We start from the raw sequence: 20,335 nt of genomic DNA on the forward strand, positions 1-20,335 counted from the left end.
AATGATCCAGGGTTCCCGTGATGGAACTGGAACCATTCAAAACCGGAGCAAGCGTCCCACCCACTCGGAATGGGATGCCCGCCGGGTGGTGGCCTTCTGCGACGGGTCACATCGTGCCTCGGGGTCTCACTTCAGCGGCAGGAACAGGTCAGCCACGGTCTCGTGCTCGGCAACCTCGGGAAACAGATTCAACCTTTGGCAGTAGATCGGAAAATCTCGCGTCTCCTCGCCGCTGGCTGGAAGCCAGTCGCGGTAGAGGTAGAGAGCGGCCGGCTCGAGATTATGGGTGTTGCCGATGACGCGTAGCACGGCGCAGCGCCCGCCGGGAATTTCGCCGGCCTTGATGTCGAAGCCATGGGCCATGATCGGCCGGTCGGTGCCGACGCAAAGGTCCACGCTGTAGTCGGCGGGCGACGCCGTACGCCGCTCGGAGCGCCAGACCGTGAAGGTCGGATGGGTCTTTGGATGCAGGCCGGCCGCCTTGCGCCACGCGATGAACCTCTGGATGCTCGCGCCGAGTGTCGCGGGGTCGCCACGGTGTTCCACGATCGCCACCGGCGTGGTCGGCACGTCGCGAATCGTCACGTCATCAGGAGAAAAGGTCGTCGTCATCAGCTTGCTCCTCGCTTCGTCGAGAGGCCCGAAGGCCGCAAGCCACGGCTCCCAATCGGGAGACTTCCGGAACGACGACGGCGATTGCCCGAACCGTTGCCGAAAGGCGCGGGCAAAGGCGTCCGGGGCATCGTAGCCCGCATCCAGCGCGACATCCGTCACGCTGTCAGCATCGCTGTAGGCCAGCTGATAGCTCGCGCGCTTCATGCGGGCGAGCTGGATGTAGCGATGCACGGACAGGCCGAATATGGCCGTGAACTGCCGGTGAAAATGATATTTGGAATAAGCGGCGAGGCTGCTCAGCGTGTCCAGATCGAGATCATCGTCCAGATGCCGGTCGATATGATCCAGCACCCGTTGCATCCGGGCGTGGAAGTTTCGCAGCGCCGCCGTCATCGTTCCTTGCTCCGTGGCGGCACCAGCTAACAGCGCCCACGCCGGATACGCTCGACCGATCTTGCGGCTTTGCGGAAAAGCGACGGCCGCGGCGCGCGCGTCTACGGATCGACCGCCGTCACGATCCAGAATGAGGCGGGGACCATGACGCTCGGTCCCTTGGCGTAGCGCGCAAGCGCCTTGCGCACGGCAGCCGTGGCCGCCTCGACGGCTTCGGACGGCTGCCCGGCCACCGCGCGAGAGCTGGGGCCAAGCGCCAACGCGGTCTGCACCGCGCCGTCGAGGCCGCTGCCTGCCGCGAGATCGAGGCTGACATCGCAGCGTTCCAGCCGGACCCGTCGCAGGCCAGCCTCGGTCATCACCCTCTCGACCCATTCGGCGGCGCCGAAAGCAAAATCGTCTGGCGCATGCGGCCGCAATCCCGGCAGCTTGGGGACGTGATCATAGGCCGCCTGCAGCGGCTCCAGCGCCCACGGATTGTCGCGCAACTCCCCCCAGCAGGCGAATGCGACACGGCCCTCGGAGCGCAGCGCGTTGCGGATGTTCAATACGGCGCGCACGGGGTCGGCGAAGTACATCACGCCGAGCCGTGAGATCACGAGGTCGGCGCTCGCGGCCTTGAAGTGATGCACCATGGCATCGCCCTGCACGAAGCTGACCGGCGCCTCGGCCGGCGCGAGCTCGTGGGCCGATGTGAGCATGGAAGCGGAGACATCGAGGCCGAGCACGCTGCCGGTGGGGCCGACTTTCTCGGCCGCCGCGATCAGGGTCGCCCCGCAGCCGCAGCCGATGTCGAGCACCCGCTCGCCCGGCTGGATCGCGGCGCGCTCCAGCAGCGCCTCCTGCACCGGCAGGAGCATCGCATCGAGCTCCGCCCGCCGCGCCACCCAGCGCGCCCCGCCCGCACCGTTCCAGAACGCGATCTGCTCGGCGTTCTCGAAATGCCCGAAGGAAGTGTCGGCAATTGCGGCGTCCATGAGCGAGCTCGGCAGGATTTAAAAATGAAAAACGGTCTTTGGCGCCGGCAATCGGCCGTCGGCCAGACCGTGGAGTTTAGGCGGGGGTTAGCGGGTTGAAAAGTCGCCCTTGTGCGGCGCAACCGCGCTCGCGGCGCAAGGCGCACTGGGTCTTTTGACCCAAAAACACGTCGGTCTGATTCTGCTTCAGGAGTTCTAATCGATCCGCCACGGCCAGAAGGCTTGGCCGAGGTGCAGGACCGGCTGCTCTCACATCGCAGCGATCTCGAGAAATGGTCGGAGCGGCGGGATTCGAACCCACGACCCCTAGTCCCCCAGACCAAAGCGCCGGACAGACTTTTACGTTGCATTTTCATACCCTTAGATCGCCCGGACGGAGCGCTTCCGGTGGCTGCTCCGGTGGTTTTTGTTACGGCGCTTGCGACGAACCTCCGCGACCGCCTCGATTCCGGCAGCTACGTCTTCGGGCTGCACGTGTGCGTAGCGCATCGTGGTCGTGATCGAGGCGTGATCAAGTGCCTTCTGGACGATCTTGAGCCCCGCGGCAGGCGTCTCCGCCTTCACCTCGCGCAGCAGGTTGGTCGCAAAGTCATGTCGCAGATCGTGCAATCGAAACCGGTCTGGTCCAGCCGTCGGGAGACGGGCGTCTTTGCGGACACCATCCCAAACGCGGCGAAACCCGGAACTCGTAATGGGATACCTCTGTCCCTTGATAAAGGTGACCCTCCTCCCGCGGACCACCTTGTCGACGGTTCGCTGCGCGACGAAGGTGAAGACGAAGGTGGCGTGCTGTCCACGCAACGGCCACAGGATTTCACGGATCGTGTCCGTGATCGCCACCTGAACTGTTCGACCGCCCTTGCCTTCGCGTTCGATGACGCCCCGGTCCCATTTGACGTGATCCCATGTCAGGGTCATGCACTCAGCCTTCCGTTTGCCGGTCGCGCGTAGAAACTGGAGCAGCGGCTCGTAATCCTTGCGAAGCGCCTCGAGCGCATCATCGAGCCGATCGGCCTCGGAATCCGACAGATAGCGTTCGCGCTCATCAGGTTCATCGAGCCAGAGATCGACCATTTGGGTTCGTTCTTGAATTCGACGTCGCGGTGTTTGCAATATGTGAAGAGTTTTTTGAGCTGCTCGGTCGTGTCGTTCACCGTGTAGGCTGAAATAGGTCTTTGGGACTTCGTCCCCTTCCCACCCTTCCCAACGGTGTGCTTTCGGCGCCAGTTGACTAGTTTAGCCGCTTCGTCGTGGGTAATGTCTGCTAGCGATTTGTCGGGTCCAAAATACTCGATCAGGCGTTTCAGCTTGTGCTCATGGATTTGCGGCCCCTCGCCGCGATGGTGCTCGCCGACATCCCGCATCCAACGCTCAGCGATATAGTCCAGCTTCAGCGATTCCAGCTTCGACCCTTGCCGATCGAGCTGTTCCCGCAGGTCCTTCTCTATCTGCTCGGCGGCGGACCTTGCTTCGCGCTCTCGCGTGCAGCGAGTCGAGCGCGAAAACTTACGTCCATTGATCCAGATGTCGACCTGCCAGTACGGCGACTTGCGGTCCTTGTAGATGGTGGGCATGCTGTCCCCAGTTTCTTCTGGCGCTCTTCGAACAATCTCACCTCTTCAGGGTCGAAGCGCATCCGAGGGCGCTTCGGCCCCATGCCGACATTGACAAAGGACAAGCGCCCTTCGTTCGCGAGACGCCGTACGTGCTCTTTCGTAACGCCCCATTTTGCAGCCACCTGCTTCGCACTCAGGTAACCCATCACGCAGCAACCTCGTTCTGGTCGGTCGCCATTGCGGCACGAACCGCGGCGAGAATGACCGAATTCATCGAGGTCAACCGAAGCTCGGCCTGCTGCTCAAGCCAGGCTCGCACGTCGAGCGGCAGCGCAACGATTTGGCGGACCAGTGGTGTTTGCCGGCGCATCAGATGAACATCTCCCGTCTGTCGCGCAAATATAGGCCGACCCACAGAAGGCGCAAATAACTGAATTATATCAATGACTTGCACCGCATTGGTGCACGCAAGCACGCCTTACGGTTGATTTTGTAGCAACATCAAACGCTTGTAGGGTGCTAGGAGCCCAACACTGCCGCCCCCTTGGCAAGCGGCGATCACACGTCGGCTAACCCTCTGAAATTTTTTGAATAATTTCTGATACCCCCCTGAGTTTTTTTTTGCGCTAGCCCAGGTTGCACATGCCCCGAACCGGTTCACGCTGTCGCAGTCGGGACGTCGACCGGTCCACGAAATCGGAGGCAAAGACCGAACATCCCGCGAGCGAACGGTAGGTTTGAGAGGGCCCTATGGTATTGACTCGACAAGGTGCATGTATAGGAGCGGCATCCTATCTACGTGCTCACGGTCGGTGATGATCTGAGCTCGGTGTTCGCGTCGCCGCTCAGCGGCTCCTGAGCCCATGATACAAAAGCGGCTTCGCTTCCGGCCGCTCCAACGACATGCTTGTGCCGGTCTGTCAGTTCTAAATCGATTCCAATTTTCATCGCTGCACATGTCAGCGCGCCACGTCGTCGAAGCAGTATGAAGCTGTATCGCGCATCTTTACATCTCGACGTTCTTATGTAGGGTCAGCAACCGGACGTTGACGTCGCCCCCCGCCAGTGTGCAGGCGGCATCGAGGTTCGGGGGTCGTGGTTGTGACTGGCGTTTGGAATGCATTCGCAGACTGCTTGCGCGACGCAGCTTCGTTGCGCGCCCACCACGGCCACGCACGCAATTCATCGCCAGGCATTATCGAGAGTTCCAGCTGCAGCCTCGCTGCTAGCGGGCTGCGGACGCAGCTGTCCTGCGCGCCCCGAGCCAGCAGCGTGAAGCGGCTCGCAGGGCTCTCTCTCGCTCTCATTATGCTTCCCACGCTGACGCCGGATTGCGCGGCGGCCGCTGAGACATTTTCAGTACGGTGTGAGGGTGGCGTTCCCGTGCGCCCATACTTTGCGACGTTCGACGTCGACGCCAAAGCCGTCGTCTTTGAAACGCCGCCGACAAATGTCGAGACCAACTTCGGCATCAATGCTCACTCGGGAGAGATCATTTCCACGAACGATGGAGAGATCGAATTCGTGCTGCACGTCCGTCCAGGACGGTTCGACTTGATATTCAATCGCGATCGAAAGACGATGAGCTGGCCGGGGCTGGAAGATCCTACCTTCCGACCGACATTGACCCATCAGTGTAACATCCTCCCCCCGAGAAGCATTTTGAGCTTCCGGGTTCGCGACCCAATTCAGCATCCGATCTCGGTCCGCTGCGAAGACGCGGGGTACATGTATTTCACGATGGATACGGCTTAGAAACAAGCACTCTTCGAGCGCGGCACGGAGGGAAGAGGGTTTCGCGGTGAAGTCACCGATGCCGGCCAGGATGAGGTCACGCTGTCGATGAATTTCGATGTCCATCGTCGGGTCGTATGGAGCAGAAGCCGTCAGACCATCACGATGCGAAAGCATCGCGGGCGACGCAGCACGACCTCGCACCGTCATGCAATGTCAGTAAATCCCGCCTCCAACAATGATGGAATTTCACAGAAGCCCACCGCGGTGGAAGCTCTCTGGAGCGGGAATGATCCACGCCGGCTCCGCGGCGGCATGACGACCTCTCCGTATGCGCTATGCTGCGAATGACAGCCGCCGACTGGAGCGCAGCAGCGATAGTGTACGGTACTCCTTCTGATTGTCCTGGTCGCCCCCGGTCCACTCGGACGTTTTCCTACGGACTCGCCCGCGCTGACTATGCTGGGACGCGAACGAGCAGGACAGACGATCAGCCGGATCGGAAACCCGAACCTCGTCCGGCCTGGCTGTAGGCCAGAGCTGCCGCCCTTGCCATGTTTCACGGCCATTGACTCCTTCGCACGAAGATTTTTATGGGTATGTTCGGCGTCGGTCTTGCGAAAACAGATAGGGCCGCCCGGTTTCGATTTTCGGACGCAGATCTGCTTGGCTCTCTCCTATAGGTGACACAGATGGAAGCGAGACCGGATCTGCAAGATCAGGCCCGACAGGCAATCTGGGACTTCCTGCTGCAGCGTCGGTCGAGCGCCGTGCAGCAGCGGTGCTACCTCGTCTCATATCCGCGCTCGGGGAACACACTGGTGAGAGCGTATTTCGCCATCCTGCAGGGGCGCCCGCAACTCAGCGTCTACGCAGGAGATGTGGTCTCGGCGGAGAGAGGCGGGCTGGCCGCCGACCTCGACGGGGTCGATCTCATTAAAACTCATCAAATACCGGCCGGCTCCGATCCTGTGATCTACCTCGTACGCGACGGGCGCAACGCCACGCTGTCATTCTTGCAGATGAGCCTGCTGTTCGGAGGTCATGATTTCCAGCGGCTCGACCAGGTCCATGAGGCGATCCAATGGCTGGACAGGCGGGAGGGCTCCTGGAGCGATCATGTTTCGCAGGCATTGGCGGCCAGCAAGACGCGCCGGGTCATGTTCGTCAGATATGAAGATCTCATCGCGACGCCGGAACAAGCGCTTGACAGGATGATCCGATTCATCGGGCGGCATCTGCCCGCAGAGATCCTTACCGAGTGTGTGAACCGGCAGCGGCTTTCGGATCGCTATGCCGAGAACCCATATAATGGCTTTACCTATCAACCGCGGCAAGGATCCATCTTCGAACTGCTGCAGCGATACCGCAATGGCAGCTATTGGCGGCACATTTTGGATGACCGCAGCAAGCGCTACTTCCATGAGACAGGGGCCACGGCGGCGTTGCTGCAGTTCGGCTACGAGGATACGGACCAATGGTGGAAGACTTAGCGCAGCGCCCGACGGTTTTGATCCTGACGCCGATGAAGTCGGCAGCGCGCTATCTGGATGGCTACTTCGCCGGTCTGCAGGCGCTGACCTATCCGCATGAATTGCTATCGCTTGGCATCCTCGAGGGGGACAGCGATGATGACACCTATGCGCAGCTCCAAGTCTTGATGGGGTTGGCCTGCAAGCATTTTCAATCCAAGCACTTGTTCAAGCGGGACTTTGGCAAGGTCATTCCCGTTCATCTTCCCCGCCACACGGCGGTCTACCAGTCCGCGCGTCGGGCGGTGCTGGCCCGCGCCCGCAACCATCTTCTGTTCAACGCGCTGCGTACCCAGGATTGGGTGCTCTGGCTCGATGCCGACGTCATCGCCTATCCACCCGACATCATCGAGCGGCTGATTGCATTGGGACTTGACATCGTTCACCCCCACTGTGTCACAGCGTATGGCGGCGACACCTTCGACCGCAATGCCTGGGCTGATCACGGGCGGACCTATATGCAGGACCTGCGCGGGCGCGAGCGCGTGCGCCTGGACTCAGTCGGTGGCACGATGCTGCTCGTGCGAGCCGATCGGCACCGGGATGGACTCGTGTTTCCGCCGTTTTTCTATGGAGCACAGAGCCGCTGGGCCCGAATTCCCCATCCCAGCAGGGGTCATCTCGTAGGTGAGATCGAGACCGAAGGCTTTGCCCTCATGGCGAAAGACATGGGCATCGAGTGCTGGGGCCTCCCCGACCTCGAAATTCTCCATGCGCCCGACTAAGCGTTGCGCTGAGCAAGCGCTCGATCAACCCGCTCGCGGGCAGCGGACATTTCCGCCACGTAGTCGCGCGCCATAGCGAAAGCCTGGCCCTCTGCGGCGATGCGCCGGCATTCAGCCGAATGCGTCCGGCACCAGGCGATGGCGTCGTGCAAGTCGCTGAGGTCAGCCTTCACTGGGACGTAGTGAGTCCAGGGCTCCAGATCTTTGTAATACCACTGCCGATACCCATAGGGTGAGTCGACCTTCAGAACGCAGCAGCCCATCAGCAGGCGGGTGAAGAAGGCTGACCAGGTGTTACTGTTGCCGTCGATCGCGATGGCAAACTTGAAGCCGTACCATGTCATTGGATAGACGAACTCGCCGAGAATTCCCGCAGCGGCCAGCCGCTGCTGATCGAGGCGCTTGTCCTGCGACTGCGTGACGCCACTCAGCTTGACATCAGTGCCTGGAACGTTCTTCAAGGCGAGACAGAGCCGAACGCGCGGGATCAATTCGGCATCAGCGACGTCGAGGTCTGGCTTCGAAATCAGGCCGATTCCCGTCGTCGAACCGCGCCAGAGAATCTGGTCGTTGCGCGCATCCCAGGTGGTGACGCAGACCCGTGCAAGCTCGCGCTCTCTCTCGTATCCGCGGGTCTGATTGAAGAGATGATCCGGAATGAGGATTGCACCGGGATTGTAGCTGCAGAAGCTGAGGAGGCCGGCATCGCTGTCCTCGCCGTCCGATATATCCGCGGCGACAGGCAACCCGCGCTTGGCAGCGCTGCCGGCGGCGACCGATAGAACGGTGGCCGCGCGTTGAAACACCTCCTCCGGCTTCTGCGCGAGCAGGAGCGCATCGCAAACGACACCGATTCGATCTCCGGTGACCGCAATATCGACGATGTGAGGCTTCGTACTTCCCCGCTCCCTTCCCCTCACCGATACGGTCGAAACATCCAATTTCAGAACATGCCGGCAATAGCGTGTGAGCCTTCGGCCGAGACGAACCCGGCCATGGAGATTGGGGGCAATTCCGCGCAATGCCTCTGAGGCGGCGCCGCGGATGGAGCGAAGAGTGCGCATGGCGCAGTTTACCGCGGCTTCACCGTTAGCCAACAACCAAAATCTCGATTGCGACCCCAGCTCTTCGTTGTCGAATTGGTTCACGGCCACAGAGGCCGCTGAGGATGACTGCGCGGCAGACGATCAGAGCTGGCGGGCACGGAGGGACGTTCTTGACCACGCCTGCCAAACCGGCTTCTTTGGCTTTCTCAAGAACATGGCCCGACCGTCGGATGCAACAATCACTCGATGAGACGATCAGACGCAGGCGCGCTGCGCCGTTGCCTTACGCTTCCGAGAGATTCGAGGGCCGTGGCATCGTGATCTGCGCAGGCGGCGTTCGCTATTTCACGTGCGCGTGGGTTCTGATCTGGTTCTTGCGGAGGGTTCATCAGGTCGCTCTGCCGATCCAGGTCTGGCATCTCGGCCAGGGTGAAATGAGCGAAGAAATGCGGCTCCTGCTGCTCGAGGAAGGTGTCGAGGTCGTCGATGCGGAAACGATCGCGGCGCGCCATCCGGCCCGCCTTGCCGGCGGTTGGCCGCTGAAGCCGTATGCGATCGCAAACAGCCGATTCCGGGAAGTGCTGTTTCTGGACGCCGACACGGTGCCGCTCGCCGATCCGCAGCAGGCGTTCCAATGGTCCGACTATCTCGAAACCGGCCTCCTGCTTTGGCCCGACAACGTCGACATCAAGGCGACCAACCCAATATGGGCGCGCATCGGCCTCGCGCCTGCCGAGCGGGTCAGCGTCGATTCCGGCATCATGCTCGTCGACAAGGCGAGGGCGTGGGACATTCTGGATCTCGCGCTGGCGATGAACGAGCACAGCGACGAGCTCTACGCATTGATCCACGGCGACAAGGACACGTTTCTGCTCGCAGCGATGCTGCTGCAGCGGCGCTTCGGCATGATCGCGCATCGTCCCTTCGCGTTCGAATGGGACATGGTGCAGAGAGATCCGAGCGGAGATCAATTTCTTCATCACCGCTGTGGCGCGAAATGGCTGTTGCACCTTCAGAACCGGCCACTGGCAGTGCCCGCGCTGATGCCCGAATGCGAAGCGGCGCTGGCAGACCTGCGGGCGCGTTGGACCGGCCGAGTGTTTCACGCACCGCCGCGATCGACCCGCGCTCTCGCCGAAGAAGCCCGCCTGACAGCCCTGCGGCGGATCAGCATCACGACGGAAGGCCACAGGACGCGTGTCGTGGAGTTGCTGCCAGGACATGTGGTGGGCGCCGGCCGAAACCTGGAGCAACATTGGGCTGTCAGTGAGGAACGAGACACGTTGCAATTGCAATTCTATCGGGATCTGGAGCCGATTGCGACCCTTCATGCGAAGGGCAAGGGCGTCTGGTATGGCCTGGGAGACGCGCCGGGCACTGACTTCCTGGTGAAAGAGTTGGGGGACGCTGCGGCAGACGATGCGCCGCCTCCCGTGAGGCGGACCATCCCTGGCCTTGTTGGGGCCTTCCTGCAACCCGACTGGTTCGCAGCCGGCTATGACGCCAAGCTGGCGGACGCGATCCACGCCGCGCTCTACCTGCTCAACGATACGTTCGAGGATGTGCCGGAGCAGATCGAGGACCATATTGCGAAGCTGCAGCTGACAACATCGTGGCGCGGCACCTTGAGCGGAGTTGCACGCGATTTGGCTGCGCTGCGTGACCGGCGGCAGTCGCTGGTCCAACGCTGCGAGCAGGAGCGACCAGCTGCGCTCGATCCCCTGCTCTATGGGCGCGCGCCGTCTGGGGATGGAGCGTGACCAAAGCCGATCGCGGGCGGTTGCTGATGTTTTCGCCCGTCATGCCGCTCGATCGCGGCAACGGGCTGGCAATGCGTGCGGCATTTTTCCTGGATGCGTATGCGCAACGCTACGACGTGGACCTCGTGGTGGCTCCCGTGGCCGGCGGCGGAGAAATCAACGCATTTTCAAGCGACCGCGCGCGCCGGATCGAAGTCCTGGACGTCCGCGTGACCGACGGTCATTTTCGGCTTGCCAAATCCGTTCGCGACGTCCCGACGCGGCTCGAAGCGCTGCGGCAATATGGCAAGCCGTCGCTTGCAGCCTCCATTGGTCCGGCCGCCCATTCGCTCGATGCGATGCTGGCCGGTGACGATTACGTGGCCGTGCACGTCTTCCGACTCTATCTGGCTGAACTGGCCTGGCGATGGCTGAACATGGACGGTGCGACCCGTCCTCGCCTGATCTTGGATTGCGACGAGAATGACGCTGAAGTCCATCGCAGGCTCGCTGTCATGGAGCGCCGGCGCGGCGATCTGCAGCGCGCAAACGAGATGGATGTCGAGGCGGAGGGGTTCACGGGATTGATTTCAAAGTATGTCCCGCAATTCGATCTGGTCCTCGCCGCCTCGCGCCGTGAGCTGACGTCTCTGGGAGCGACGGCAGCCTCACAGGCCGTCATTCCCAATGCAGTGATACCACCCGCGGCGTCGCAGCGGCGGTCAAGCCCGAGCTTCACGATCCTGTTTGTCGGCAGCCTCGGCTATGCCCCGAATGCAGATGCCATAGCCTGGTTCGTCTCGCGGGTCTGGCGACGCCTGCAGCGTGAGATGAACTTCAAGGTGAGGCTGCTCATCGTTGGCAGTCATCCGTCATTGGCCATCCGGCGACTGGACGCATCCCGGGGCATAACGGTCACAGGTGCGGTCGCCGACGTCGCGCCGTTTTATCAAGAGGCTGATCTGGTCGTCGCTCCCATCCGGGCCGGCGGGGGGACTCGCATCAAGATCATTGAGGCCGCCGCCTATCGGCTACCGATCGTCGGCACCCGTGTTGCCAGCGAAGGGACGACTTTCAAACCCGATATTGATATGCTAGTAGCCGACAATGAGGCGAGCTTCTTGAACGCATGCCTGCGAATAGCAAATCAAAGGTCAACGGCGAAACGCGTGGCTGACCGGGCATATATGCGCTTCAAGCAGGATTACTCGTCCGAGTATTGGCGTAGGCGCATCGTCCGATGGGTCACTGATGACGGCGCGTCAGGCGGCACTTAGCCGATCAGGAAATTTGATGTCCGACTCAGTTGTTCGTGCAGACGATCTTGAGGTTCACGAAGTCCCCGACGGCTATATCGTCTACCAAGGGACGCGGGATCGGGTGCATTACCTGAACAAGACCGCAGCCATCATTTTCGAGTTTTGCGATGGTCTGCGTCCCGTTGATGAGATCGTATCGAGGGTCGCCAGGGCCTTCGAATTGGGGACCTCGGCCCATCAGGAGATTCGCGCCGGGCTCGAATCCCTGAAGAACGAAGGACTTGTCCAATCGCCGTCGACGTAATCTCCAAGGCGCTCTCCCGGCGCTTCATCCTGCGAACGACGGAACGCGACGTTTTTGAGGCGATACGTTATCTCGCATGTGATCCCCAAATCGTCGGGGAGCTATCCGTGGACACGCTGATTTCCGTGGAGGCGCACCGAGGACGCTATCGGGTCCTGGAGGATAGCCGCGCAATTGCGGAGGTCATGGACACCCGTTCGATCGTGGAATTTCTCCACGCCCGGCTTTTTTCCTATGCGTTGCGCGAGCGACCGCGATCCGGAATTGTGCATGCCGCGCTGCTGCGCCGGCAGGGTCGACGGCTTTTGATGGCCGGTAGCAGGGGCTCCGGAAAGACGACGTTGACCCTCAGGCTTGTCCAGAGCGGCTGGGAGATGGAGGGGGACGAGCATGTCTTCCTCGAGGCGGATGGCGTGATCGCTCGACCGCGCGCATGCCGGGTCAAATCGACATCATTGCCGCTGCTGCCGGATCTGGCGCCCATCATCGCTGGCGCTCCGGTGTATCAGGACGTTCACGGCCGCATGATCTTCAACGTCGAGCCGACCGCCATCGGCGCCGCGTGGCGGATCGAGTGGGGGCGCGTCGATTGCGTTGTGATCCTCAGACCGAACCACGGCGGCTATTCGTCCATTCGCGCCATACCGCCGATGATGGCCGCTCAGGCACTTCTGTCGGAGATCGGCATGCGCGATCTTGATCGTGGCGCATCCGTCGGAGCGGTGGCAGCTCTGGTCGCCCGAGCCAGGACCTTCGATTTATCTCTCGGAGATCACAAGAGCGCCATGTCCTGTCTGGCGCGGGCGCTTGACGGCAACTGTTGAGCGATCCGTTTCAAGCTTATTCGTTCTAGTCGCTTCTTTTGAGATTCTCGGCACATCCGCGCCGATGAGTGTCGGCAATCGTGATTGTCAGTTGAGTCCGGTGCTGGACGGCGGATAGTGGATGAGCTAACAGGACCCGGCATGGAATCTTGTACTTTTCGCTGAGATTCTGGGCACATTTGGTAGCGACAATTTCAGAGTTGCCTGCATGCGCGAGAACCACCCCGATCTGGACGGAGCTCTCGAAGGAATCGACGAGCATAAGCGATCGACCCTGCGGCGCCTGATCGGGACGGGAGCCTTCGTAACTCCGGCGGTGGTCTCGTTTGCGATGGCGGATCTCAGCATCGATGCCTTCATGCACGTGGCCGCAGCCAACGTGACGACGGCGCAGCCGACAACGACGACGACCACCGGAGCTCCCGGCACTACGACCACCACGACCACGGGTGCTCCCGGCACGACGACAACGACGACCACGCTACCGCCTGGACATCCCGCGAAGTCGTGAGCGTTGGTTAGCGCTGTTCAGCATCGAGGGCCCGTGCCCCATGGCCGTGACTGCTGCCCTGATCGTTCGAGATGAAGAGAACGTCTTAGGCGACTGTCTCGCGTCGCTGACCGGCCAAGTCGACGAGATCGTCGTAGTCGATACCGGCTCCACGGATCGTACGATCGAGATCGCGCGCGGCTTCCCGGTGAATGTGCAACACTTCCCCTGGTGCGGAGACTTTTCCGCGGCGAGAAATCGCGCGCTCGACCTCGCGAGCGGCGAATGGATTCTGTATATCGACGCTGACGAACGGCTGGCCATTCCTGATGGCAGCAGTCTGCCGCGTCTTCTGTCAGACGCGAGCAAAGTCGCCTGGAAGCTCAGACTGTATCCGCGCCTGGGCTGGACGGCTTATTCGGAGCTGCGGCTGTTTCGCAACGACCCGCGCATTCGCTTTGAAGGCGTGATCCATGAGACCATGCTGGACGGCGTCGCGGCCGTTGCACGGACGGATGGCCTGGAGATCGGGGTATCTGACCTCGGGCTCCATCACGTAGGGTACGAGGGAGATCAGCGTCCGAAGAACCCGCGCAACATTCCCCTGCTCAGGGCACGTCTCGCACGCGATCCTGAGAACTTCTTTGCGTGGTGGCACCTTGGAGATTGTCTCCGCCTGGCGGGAGACGAGGACGCTGCTGTGGAGGTCTGGAGCGAGGGTCTGACGCGGCTGCGGGCCGCCCAGCCGAAGCGCACAGGCCTCGCCCACAGCCTTCTCTATATGGCGCTGCTCAACCTGCGCCGTGAGCGCGGCGGGCCGCTCGATGAGCTTCTGCTGGAGGCGCTCACGACCTTTCCAGACAATCTGGCGCTGCAGTTCCTGCAGGCACGGGTCGCGGTCGATCGCGGGCAGATCGATATGGCGCGCCCAATCCTGGAGCGGCTGCTCGCTATCGACGCCGACAGCTTTTTCGAGCCCGAACTGGCGTACGACAAGGGTCTGTTCGGGCACCTGTCAGCCGAATTGCTTGCGCTCTGTCACTTCCGGGACGGCCGATTTGCCGATGCCGCCCAACTCTATCGCCGGGCCGCGCGCACCTCGCCGTCACCCGAGAGCTGTGACATCAAGGCTCGGCTGGCGGATTTGCGCGCCGCCAAAAGCTAAGCCGTCGTCGCTACCGGCTGCAACCGGTGAGGCGTCGCAACATGCCGGCCCGATGCCGCTGCGCCAGCTCCATCAAGTTCCTCCCGAAATGGGCCAGCGAGACGTCTGCCGCTGACACCTCGTACTTCGCCGCGAGGGTTTCGCGGGCAAAGGACACGCGAAGCTCATCGGCGAGTTGCGCGGTCCGGCGCTTCCAATAGGGATCGAAGGCGCGTCGCAGCGTCAGATCGGCGTGATGACGGGCCCTCACCGATACGTCCGCGAGCCAGGGCGCTTCGAGCCCGAACAGCCGGTTCGACAGCAGTGACCAGCTGTCGAGGACATCGAGGGCACCGGTTGCATTCATATGATCCCTCATGGCACGCCAGTCATCCGGCGTGAAATCTGACGCAAGCATCGACCATTCCCACAGGCCCTTGAAGCAGAGCTTGCGCAGAGCGTGACCGCGATCCTGCAGCTGATGGTGCAGCAGCCCGTGAAGCGCATGCCATGCCGGCGGCAGCACATGGAAGCCGTGGAGCTCGGTTCTGGTGGCAACGGCCCAGAGCTGAGAGCTTTTCAGGACAAATTGCGCCGCGGGGATCAGCGCATCGACATGGAGCTCCAGCGCCATGGGATGGTCGGGATGGTCGAGCGGCGGAAGATGATGTGGCGCACGATAGGGCGCCGCGCTCTCTGCCTGCCGATAGCCTGCGCTCATGAGGGCGGCAGTCGCGCGACCGGCGTCGTCGGCGCGAACGAGCATGTCGAAGTCGCCCATGGTTCGCGCCTCGCGCCAATCGCCGGTCGGCTCGGCGAGGTAACGGATGCCTTTCAGGAGGAGCGGCGAGATTCCGGCCTGCGCGAAGATTCCCAGCAGTTCCCCGAACTGTCTCTCCTGGCGACGGCGGTGGGCGAGATGAACCGCATAAACCTGCTGGAGACGCACTGACACATGTCTGTCTCGGGCGAGCGCGCGTGGAATGGGCGGCGACAACGCGCGCGTGGTCAATGCCCAGATGACCGGCAGCAGCACGCCTTGCGCAAGCGAAAGCTCCACCAGCGCCTGCCACGGAAATCCCGACCGCAGCAGCCGCAGGCGCAACGCGCTGGCTTGTGGCGCATCAAGTCTCGGCCTGAGAATCTCGCCAAGCAGGTACAACAGGTCGGGATCGCCGATATCAGGATGGGTCTGCACGGTTGCCCTCGCCGGATCACGCGATGCGAGGAAGCTGGTTGTCATCTGCAGCCATGGCCTGCTTCGCCGTCGGATTGAGGTCCATGGCCGACGGTGCCTCGTCATGGAGCAGGCCCGGTCCGATCGCCTCGGAGACGCTCGCCCATACCTGTTCGCCGAGCAATTTTTTGAAGTGATCCACGACCGGCCGGGTGTCCCAACCGACCTCGCGGAAACCAATCAGGTAATTGCGCACGCGATCGGCCCACACGTTCGGATACGGCAATCCGAACGGACGGTTGAAGCGGTGCACCCACCGCAGGAACGGCAAGCACAGGACCTTCCCGCCCCGCTGCCTGAACTTTTCGTGGATATAGCCCTCCTCGCCACCGAACCCCCGGAACTCCGCACTGAAGCCGGCCCAGGCCTCGCGCCGGCAGGCAAACAGGCCCATCCCCTGCATCGGGATCTCGAACGGCGGCAAATCCGCGTGAGCTCCAGCGGGATCGCTGTCCCAGACGCCATACATGCCGCCGCGCCACTCCGGCTTGAAATGCGTCGCATACCCCTCAAGATCGTCATAGATCAGCGGGCCGTGCAGCAGATCTTTTGTCTCGGGATCGGCATCAAAGTAGTCGATGAGGCGCTTCAATGCGCCCGGTGCCACGAGGATGTGGCAATCGACGCAAAGCACATACTTGCCTTGCGCCTGGCGAAAGACCCAGTCCTTGATCGTCGTCGCCTTGATATGCCCCTGCGGCAGATACCGGCAGTCCGGAATAGCCGCCGCGAGTTGCCTGAGGGCAGCACCACACAAGCCACCAGGGTTGTTATCGACGATAATGAATTCAACGTCGGACAAAATCTCCGGATGGTACAGCCGCATCGCCTGGAGCGTAAAATACACGCCATCATAATCGTCATACGTGGCCATGCCGATCGTCAACGTCTTGCGCGTGCCGCTGGCACGCGGCGGCGCTGGCGCTTGGTCTGCATCGTCCGCCAACCGCGAAGCAGGGAGATCGGCGGAAGGCGAACGAGGAGAGGTGGCGAATCTGGCTATGAGCGTCTTCAACGTGGCCGCGGGGACGCCGCTTTCGGCGACCAGGCGAACAAGTGGCCGTGTGATCTGTGGCGCCTTCTCACGCCGATAGGCCGCCGTCAGGGCGTGACTTACGAGCGAGCCGATGTCATCGAAGGCCGGCTGCCAACCGAGCTCACGGCGGATTCGCGTGGTGTCGGCAATGAGGACTGCCGGATCACCCGGTCGCGGCGGTACACGACGCAGCGGCAGGCTGGCACCGCAATGGGCTTGGATGGCGCGAACGACGTCCAGCACGGAATGGCCGTGGCCGCTGCCGCAATTGAAGATTCGGCTGTCGCCCCCGTCTCGCAGATAGCGGAGAGCCGCGATATGGGCACCGGCAAGATCGAGAATGTGGATGTAGTCGCGAATTGGCGTTCCGTCATGGGTGTGCAACGTAGCGCTGTGAACATCGAGCGCAGCTTGCTGTCCCAGCGCGACGGCGACCGCGCGTTCGACTGATGTCGACGGGGACGCCCTGGCCACACGATGTTCGTCGATCGTTGCGCTGCCAGCGACGTTGAATGCGCGCAGGATGACGTAGCGAACACCGGATGCCGCTGCGACGTCCTGCAGGATCATCTCGCTCATCAGCATCGACCTGCCATAGGGGGAAATCGGCTGAGGCGGAACGGCTTCCGACAGAGGACCGGGACCGGCATCGCCGTAGACGGCGGCCGATGAGCAAATAACAAAATGCGCAACACCGCGCTGAGCGGCAATCTCGATCAGGTTGCGCGCTGCGACCGTGTTGTTGGCGTAAAAGCTGCCCGGGTCATTGATGGAGTCCGAGACGACCGCCGACCCCGCCAGATGAATGATCGCAGTCACATCATGCTCATCGAGGACCGAGCCAACCAGAGACTGGTCGCCACACTCACCGGCAATGAAGGTGACCTCCGGCGGGACGTTGGCGCGCACGCCGCTCGACAGGTTGTCCAAGACGACGATCTGGTGGTCAGCCGCCGCAAGCTCGCAGACAACATGACTGCCAATATAGCCGGCTCCGCCGGTGACCAGGATACTCATACGATCAATCACTTAAGACAATTGCCGGGCCTTCAAATCGCGCGGTCATCCTGCCATTCCTAGCTCACCAGTCCTGGTTTCGCAAACTGACGGCGACGCTGAATGCGGGCGCATTCGTCCGTCCAGCCGTCCCCGATCACGAGCGGCACGTGCTTGGGACGCGTTGTCCCCGTTGCTGGGATCAAGCGATCGCCTGTTGCAGATGCGCTTTTCAGGGCCGAGAACGAGCCGCTATAGTTTGCTCTCCCGTGGGTGAGAATTCGGGTGGTCAATGCCTGAGGATATTTTAATCGACGATTTCGGCCGGGGGCGGCATGTGCTGCAGCGGCTCCGCGATGCAACGACCGATCAACTCTGCGACGTCAGCTCAAGCATTGATGAAGAGGATTTTCGGCATCGCGCGGCGGTGATCCCCCTCGACGGCGCGCTGCTGATCGACGGCTGGACAAGCGCCTATTCCAACGCGCGCACATCGCGCCATATCGCGGCCGGGGGTATCGATCACTATATGGTGACCTTGTGTCTGGCCGGCAGCTTGACCTTCCAGTCAGGACGTCGCAGCCAAGTCTTGAGCCCTGGAGACATTTGTCTGATCGATATGGGGCAGGCGAGCCGCACTGTTATCGGAGCTGACGAAAAAACCGGGCTGTCGCACACAGTGACTTTGATCATTCCGCGGACGGTTCTCGCTCCCCTGCTCGCCACCCCGGACGCGGCCACCGCGTCACTGATTCCACGCCACAGCAGGACGGCCCAGCTCCTGGGCGCGCAATACGCAGAGTTGCGCGAGCATGCTGGCGGCACTGACGGGCAGATCCAGGTCCAGACGATGGCTGGCGTGATTGCCGACGCGGTCGGTAGCGCGAGCAGCGCCGAGCAGGATGTAGATTACGCTAGCCGCACGCTCCTGCTCTCTGCCATCAAGCGTCATGTGAGTAGCCGACCACCTGCCGAGACGCTCGACAGCACCCAGATCTGTCGGCAATTTCAGATCTCACGCGCGACGCTATACCGGTTGTTCGAGGCCGAGGGTGGGCTTTGGCACTATGTGCAGGAACAGCAGCTCCATCGGGCTTTTTCGAAGCTGGCCTCGTCTTCCGGCACTCCCGCCCACCTTGTCGAGATCGCGGCGGAGTTCGGCTTTGGCAGTGACAACACCTTCGTGCGCGCCTTTCGGAAGCGTTTTGGCCTTACGCCCGGGGAAGTGCGACGTCTGGCCATTGCACGACAACGTCATGCCGGAGACGGCATCCCTGAGTCCGTCGGCCGGATCAGAGCGCTCGCCGACCGGTAAACGGCTCTGAGCCTCGCGCGCCTTGAGACTCTCGACACATTTGTCCGCGAGCCCATCTCAAGGCTGGTCCGCCGCCTAATATCAGGCGCGCGGCGCTTCATCAAAAACGATCAAGCACTCAGCTGGCGTCTTGCGGAGCTGCTGAGCCCTGGAGGTGAAACGCACATGTCGGTTGCGGATCGTTGAGTTTCACCAACAGGCGGGAATTTCGCCGGCCGCTTCGACCTCTCTCCGCAGCTCCTTCGACATATAGGCTGTTCCCATTTCATTTGCTCCGGCGAGAATTCACGTTTGCCGACGCAAGCTGCTCGAAGCTGCGTTCGAGATAGGATTCGAGGTCACGGATGCGCTTGGCTGCAACTCGGGCGATGCGAAGTTGCCCCTCTTGGCGCCGATCATAGCGGCGCGCTATCTCAGCGCGTTTCGCGGCAATCAGTTTTTCATTAGTAGAGGTAGAGGTCGCGTGGCCTTGCGCGCGCGAGGGCGCGGCACTATACTTTACGCTGTTCATGATACTTCGCCGCTGTGCTAGGTGGCGTGTTTTGTCTGCAAAAGCCCGCCGCGCCAACGGTGGGCTTTCGTGCCGAGATCCCTCACAGGCTCTTGCCAAGAGATGAAGTTGCTTGTGCGCAAGAGTGTGCGCGAGACCACCGGGAGGCACTCGACACCGCCGCGGGCGCGCTTCTATCGAGATCGGGCCAACAAACGAACGCTCGTAATGGCTCCACTCCAAAGTGATCGAGGCTGCCGGCGCATTGAACGATCAGGGCGCTCGCCGCCTGACGCCGACCACGTCGTTCCATCCACCGTTGGCAGACCATGCGAAGGCGATATCGTCGGTCTTGCCAATAGCACAACCACCGGCGCACAAACGCCCGCGCCTTAACGATGAGCCTCCCTTTGCACGTGATGGTGATCTCGACGGGTGACGGCGCCCAGCTCAGGGTGCGTCGCTGATCCGTTGGTTTCTTGACGTCGAGCTGCGGCGGCGAACGACACCAGAACAGCGCCCCACCGCTCCGGTGGTTGCTCCGGTGGAATCTGCAACGGTTCGAGGATTTTTGCCGTGTTTCGTTCGCTTTTTCACCTCTCCCGGTAAGAGAGCTGCGAAACGAAAAACCCTTTTGGATCAAAGGGAAAGAATGGTCGGAGCGGCGGGATTCGAACCCACGACCCCTAGTCCCCCAGACTAGTGCGCTAACCGGGCTGCGCCACGCTCCGATGGCCGATCCTGTAGCCGTGATCGGGATGGGATGCAAGGTACGGCGGGTGGGTTTTGCGGGGGCGATCGAGAGAGCGGAGGTTGGGGACCCCCACCCCCGACCCCTCCCCGCAAGGCTACCGGATTCACACATCGCCTCGCGTGAGGAGGTTTGCGCCGCGCTTCATGGCCTGGAACTCAAGCCACCCCTC

General features: G+C 61.9%; 19 protein-coding genes and 2 tRNA genes. 9 read left to right on the forward strand and 12 right to left on the reverse strand.

Annotated elements, in window-relative coordinates; genetic code table 11:
- Positions 1-126: 126 nt before the first annotated feature.
- The 7 genes from ACQR1L_RS17825 to ACQR1L_RS17855 all read right to left on the reverse strand — a co-directional run bounded on the left by ACQR1L_RS17825 (position 127) and on the right by ACQR1L_RS17855 (position 5,401).
- A complete protein-coding gene (locus ACQR1L_RS17825; protein WP_434859222.1) occupies positions 127-1,008 on the reverse strand; it encodes an AraC family transcriptional regulator in 882 nt (293 codons plus the stop codon).
- A gap of 101 nt (positions 1,009-1,109) precedes the next feature.
- Entirely contained in the window at positions 1,110-1,985 is an 876-nt protein-coding gene (locus tag ACQR1L_RS17830) for a class I SAM-dependent methyltransferase (protein WP_434859223.1), read from the reverse strand.
- Positions 1,986-2,262: 277 nt separating this feature from the next.
- A tRNA-Pro gene (locus tag ACQR1L_RS17835) sits at positions 2,263-2,383 on the reverse strand.
- Complete coding sequence (locus ACQR1L_RS17840; protein ID WP_434859224.1) at positions 2,346-3,059, reverse strand: tyrosine-type recombinase/integrase; 714 nt, start codon at positions 3,057-3,059, stop codon at positions 2,346-2,348. The genes ACQR1L_RS17835 and ACQR1L_RS17840 overlap by 38 nt, the downstream gene beginning before the upstream one ends.
- A 370-nt stretch (positions 3,060-3,429) precedes the next feature.
- Positions 3,430-3,747, reverse strand: a complete 318-nt coding sequence (locus tag ACQR1L_RS17845; protein ID WP_434859225.1) for a helix-turn-helix domain-containing protein — start codon at positions 3,745-3,747, stop codon at positions 3,430-3,432.
- On the reverse strand, positions 3,747-3,911 hold the full coding sequence (locus ACQR1L_RS17850) for a hypothetical protein (protein ID WP_434859226.1): 165 nt from the start codon (positions 3,909-3,911) through the stop codon (positions 3,747-3,749). Before ACQR1L_RS17850 ends, ACQR1L_RS17845 begins: the two co-directional genes overlap by 1 nt.
- A 986-nt stretch (positions 3,912-4,897) precedes the next feature.
- Positions 4,898-5,401, reverse strand: a complete 504-nt coding sequence (locus ACQR1L_RS17855) for a hypothetical protein (RefSeq protein ID WP_434859227.1) — start codon at positions 5,399-5,401, stop codon at positions 4,898-4,900.
- Positions 5,402-5,967: 566 nt separating this feature from the next.
- Between ACQR1L_RS17855 and ACQR1L_RS17860 the strand changes: the two genes are divergently transcribed.
- Positions 5,968-6,768: a sulfotransferase domain-containing protein gene (locus tag ACQR1L_RS17860; RefSeq protein WP_434859228.1), complete on the forward strand. Its 801-nt coding sequence runs from the start codon at positions 5,968-5,970 to the stop codon at positions 6,766-6,768.
- Positions 6,753-7,532, forward strand: a complete 780-nt coding sequence (locus tag ACQR1L_RS17865; protein WP_434859229.1) for a glycosyltransferase — start codon at positions 6,753-6,755, stop codon at positions 7,530-7,532. The genes ACQR1L_RS17860 and ACQR1L_RS17865 overlap by 16 nt, the downstream gene beginning before the upstream one ends.
- On the opposite strand, the gene ACQR1L_RS17870 is transcribed toward ACQR1L_RS17865, so the two are convergent.
- Positions 7,529-8,680 carry a glycosyl transferase family 90 gene (locus ACQR1L_RS17870; protein WP_434859230.1) on the reverse strand — a complete coding sequence of 384 codons (1,152 nt, stop codon included), beginning with the start codon at positions 8,678-8,680 and terminating at the stop codon, positions 7,529-7,531. The genes ACQR1L_RS17865 and ACQR1L_RS17870 overlap by 4 nt on opposite strands.
- A gap of 68 nt (positions 8,681-8,748) precedes the next feature.
- Between ACQR1L_RS17870 and ACQR1L_RS17875 the strand changes: the two genes are divergently transcribed.
- The 6 genes from ACQR1L_RS17875 (at position 8,749) to ACQR1L_RS17900 (ending at position 14,359) form a co-directional block, all read left to right on the forward strand.
- Positions 8,749-10,338: a hypothetical protein gene (locus ACQR1L_RS17875; RefSeq protein WP_434859231.1), complete on the forward strand. Its 1,590-nt coding sequence runs from the start codon at positions 8,749-8,751 to the stop codon at positions 10,336-10,338.
- Entirely contained in the window at positions 10,335-11,594 is a 1,260-nt protein-coding gene (locus tag ACQR1L_RS17880; RefSeq protein WP_434859232.1) for a glycosyltransferase, read from the forward strand. Before ACQR1L_RS17875 ends, ACQR1L_RS17880 begins: the two co-directional genes overlap by 4 nt.
- 16 nt (positions 11,595-11,610) lie before the next feature.
- Positions 11,611-11,880: a PqqD family protein gene (locus ACQR1L_RS17885; protein WP_434859233.1), complete on the forward strand. Its 270-nt coding sequence runs from the start codon at positions 11,611-11,613 to the stop codon at positions 11,878-11,880.
- 107 nt (positions 11,881-11,987) lie between these two features.
- Complete coding sequence (locus ACQR1L_RS17890; protein WP_434859234.1) at positions 11,988-12,704, forward strand: hypothetical protein; 717 nt, start codon at positions 11,988-11,990, stop codon at positions 12,702-12,704.
- Positions 12,705-12,912: 208 nt separating this feature from the next.
- On the forward strand, positions 12,913-13,215 hold the full coding sequence (locus ACQR1L_RS17895; RefSeq protein ID WP_434859235.1) for a hypothetical protein: 303 nt from the start codon (positions 12,913-12,915) through the stop codon (positions 13,213-13,215).
- A gap of 40 nt (positions 13,216-13,255) precedes the next feature.
- On the forward strand, positions 13,256-14,359 hold the full coding sequence (locus ACQR1L_RS17900) for a tetratricopeptide repeat-containing glycosyltransferase family 2 protein (protein WP_434859236.1): 1,104 nt from the start codon (positions 13,256-13,258) through the stop codon (positions 14,357-14,359).
- A gap of 10 nt (positions 14,360-14,369) precedes the next feature.
- Here the strand turns inward: ACQR1L_RS17900 and ACQR1L_RS17905 are convergent, their stop codons facing one another.
- Together ACQR1L_RS17905 and galE are read right to left on the reverse strand one after the other, a co-directional pair.
- On the reverse strand, positions 14,370-15,581 hold the full coding sequence (locus tag ACQR1L_RS17905; protein ID WP_434859237.1) for a nucleotidyltransferase family protein: 1,212 nt from the start codon (positions 15,579-15,581) through the stop codon (positions 14,370-14,372).
- Positions 15,553-17,628, reverse strand: coding sequence for a UDP-glucose 4-epimerase GalE (gene galE, locus ACQR1L_RS17910; protein WP_434859238.1), 2,076 nt, complete (start codon positions 17,626-17,628; stop codon positions 15,553-15,555). The genes ACQR1L_RS17905 and galE overlap by 29 nt, the downstream gene beginning before the upstream one ends.
- Before the next feature lie 271 nt (positions 17,629-17,899).
- Here galE and ACQR1L_RS17915 point away from each other — a divergent pair, with 271 nt between their 5' ends.
- Entirely contained in the window at positions 17,900-18,922 is a 1,023-nt protein-coding gene (locus ACQR1L_RS17915) for a helix-turn-helix domain-containing protein (protein WP_434859239.1), read from the forward strand.
- A 265-nt stretch (positions 18,923-19,187) separates the two neighbouring features.
- On the opposite strand, the gene ACQR1L_RS17920 is transcribed toward ACQR1L_RS17915, so the two are convergent.
- The gene (locus ACQR1L_RS17920; RefSeq protein WP_434859240.1) at positions 19,188-19,433 is read right to left on the reverse strand and encodes a hypothetical protein; all 246 of its coding nucleotides are present in this window, start codon (positions 19,431-19,433) and stop codon (positions 19,188-19,190) included.
- Between the two features lie 632 nt (positions 19,434-20,065).
- Positions 20,066-20,143 (reverse strand) — tRNA-Pro (locus ACQR1L_RS17925).
- Between the last annotated feature and the right edge of the window lie 192 nt (positions 20,144-20,335).

The sequence above is a fragment of the Bradyrhizobium sp. HKCCYLR20261 genome (assembly GCF_051168435.1).
Taxonomy (GTDB): domain Bacteria; phylum Pseudomonadota; class Alphaproteobacteria; order Rhizobiales; family Xanthobacteraceae; genus Bradyrhizobium.

Bases quoted from the DNA above. Each gene is read 5' to 3' on its own strand.
- ACQR1L_RS17825 (WP_434859222.1), bottom strand. From the start codon at position 1,008: ATGACGGCGGCGCTGCGAAACTTCCACGCCCGGATGCAACGGGTGCTG.
- ACQR1L_RS17830 (WP_434859223.1), bottom strand. From the start codon at position 1,985: ATGGACGCCGCAATTGCCGACACTTCCTTCGGGCATTTCGAGAACGCC.
- ACQR1L_RS17840 (WP_434859224.1), bottom strand. From the start codon at position 3,059: ATGGTCGATCTCTGGCTCGATGAACCTGATGAGCGCGAACGCTATCTG.
- ACQR1L_RS17845 (WP_434859225.1), bottom strand. From the start codon at position 3,747: ATGGGTTACCTGAGTGCGAAGCAGGTGGCTGCAAAATGGGGCGTTACG.
- ACQR1L_RS17850 (WP_434859226.1), bottom strand. From the start codon at position 3,911: ATGCGCCGGCAAACACCACTGGTCCGCCAAATCGTTGCGCTGCCGCTC.
- ACQR1L_RS17855 (WP_434859227.1), bottom strand. From the start codon at position 5,401: ATGGACATCGAAATTCATCGACAGCGTGACCTCATCCTGGCCGGCATC.
- ACQR1L_RS17860 (WP_434859228.1), top strand. From the start codon at position 5,968: ATGGAAGCGAGACCGGATCTGCAAGATCAGGCCCGACAGGCAATCTGG.
- ACQR1L_RS17865 (WP_434859229.1), top strand. From the start codon at position 6,753: ATGGTGGAAGACTTAGCGCAGCGCCCGACGGTTTTGATCCTGACGCCG.
- ACQR1L_RS17885 (WP_434859233.1), top strand. From the start codon at position 11,611: ATGTCCGACTCAGTTGTTCGTGCAGACGATCTTGAGGTTCACGAAGTC.
- ACQR1L_RS17895 (WP_434859235.1), top strand. From the start codon at position 12,913: ATGCGCGAGAACCACCCCGATCTGGACGGAGCTCTCGAAGGAATCGAC.
- ACQR1L_RS17900 (WP_434859236.1), top strand. From the start codon at position 13,256: ATGGCCGTGACTGCTGCCCTGATCGTTCGAGATGAAGAGAACGTCTTA.
- ACQR1L_RS17905 (WP_434859237.1), bottom strand. From the start codon at position 15,581: ATGACAACCAGCTTCCTCGCATCGCGTGATCCGGCGAGGGCAACCGTG.
- galE (WP_434859238.1), bottom strand. From the start codon at position 17,628: ATGAGTATCCTGGTCACCGGCGGAGCCGGCTATATTGGCAGTCATGTT.
- ACQR1L_RS17915 (WP_434859239.1), top strand. From the start codon at position 17,900: ATGCCTGAGGATATTTTAATCGACGATTTCGGCCGGGGGCGGCATGTG.
- ACQR1L_RS17920 (WP_434859240.1), bottom strand. From the start codon at position 19,433: ATGAACAGCGTAAAGTATAGTGCCGCGCCCTCGCGCGCGCAAGGCCAC.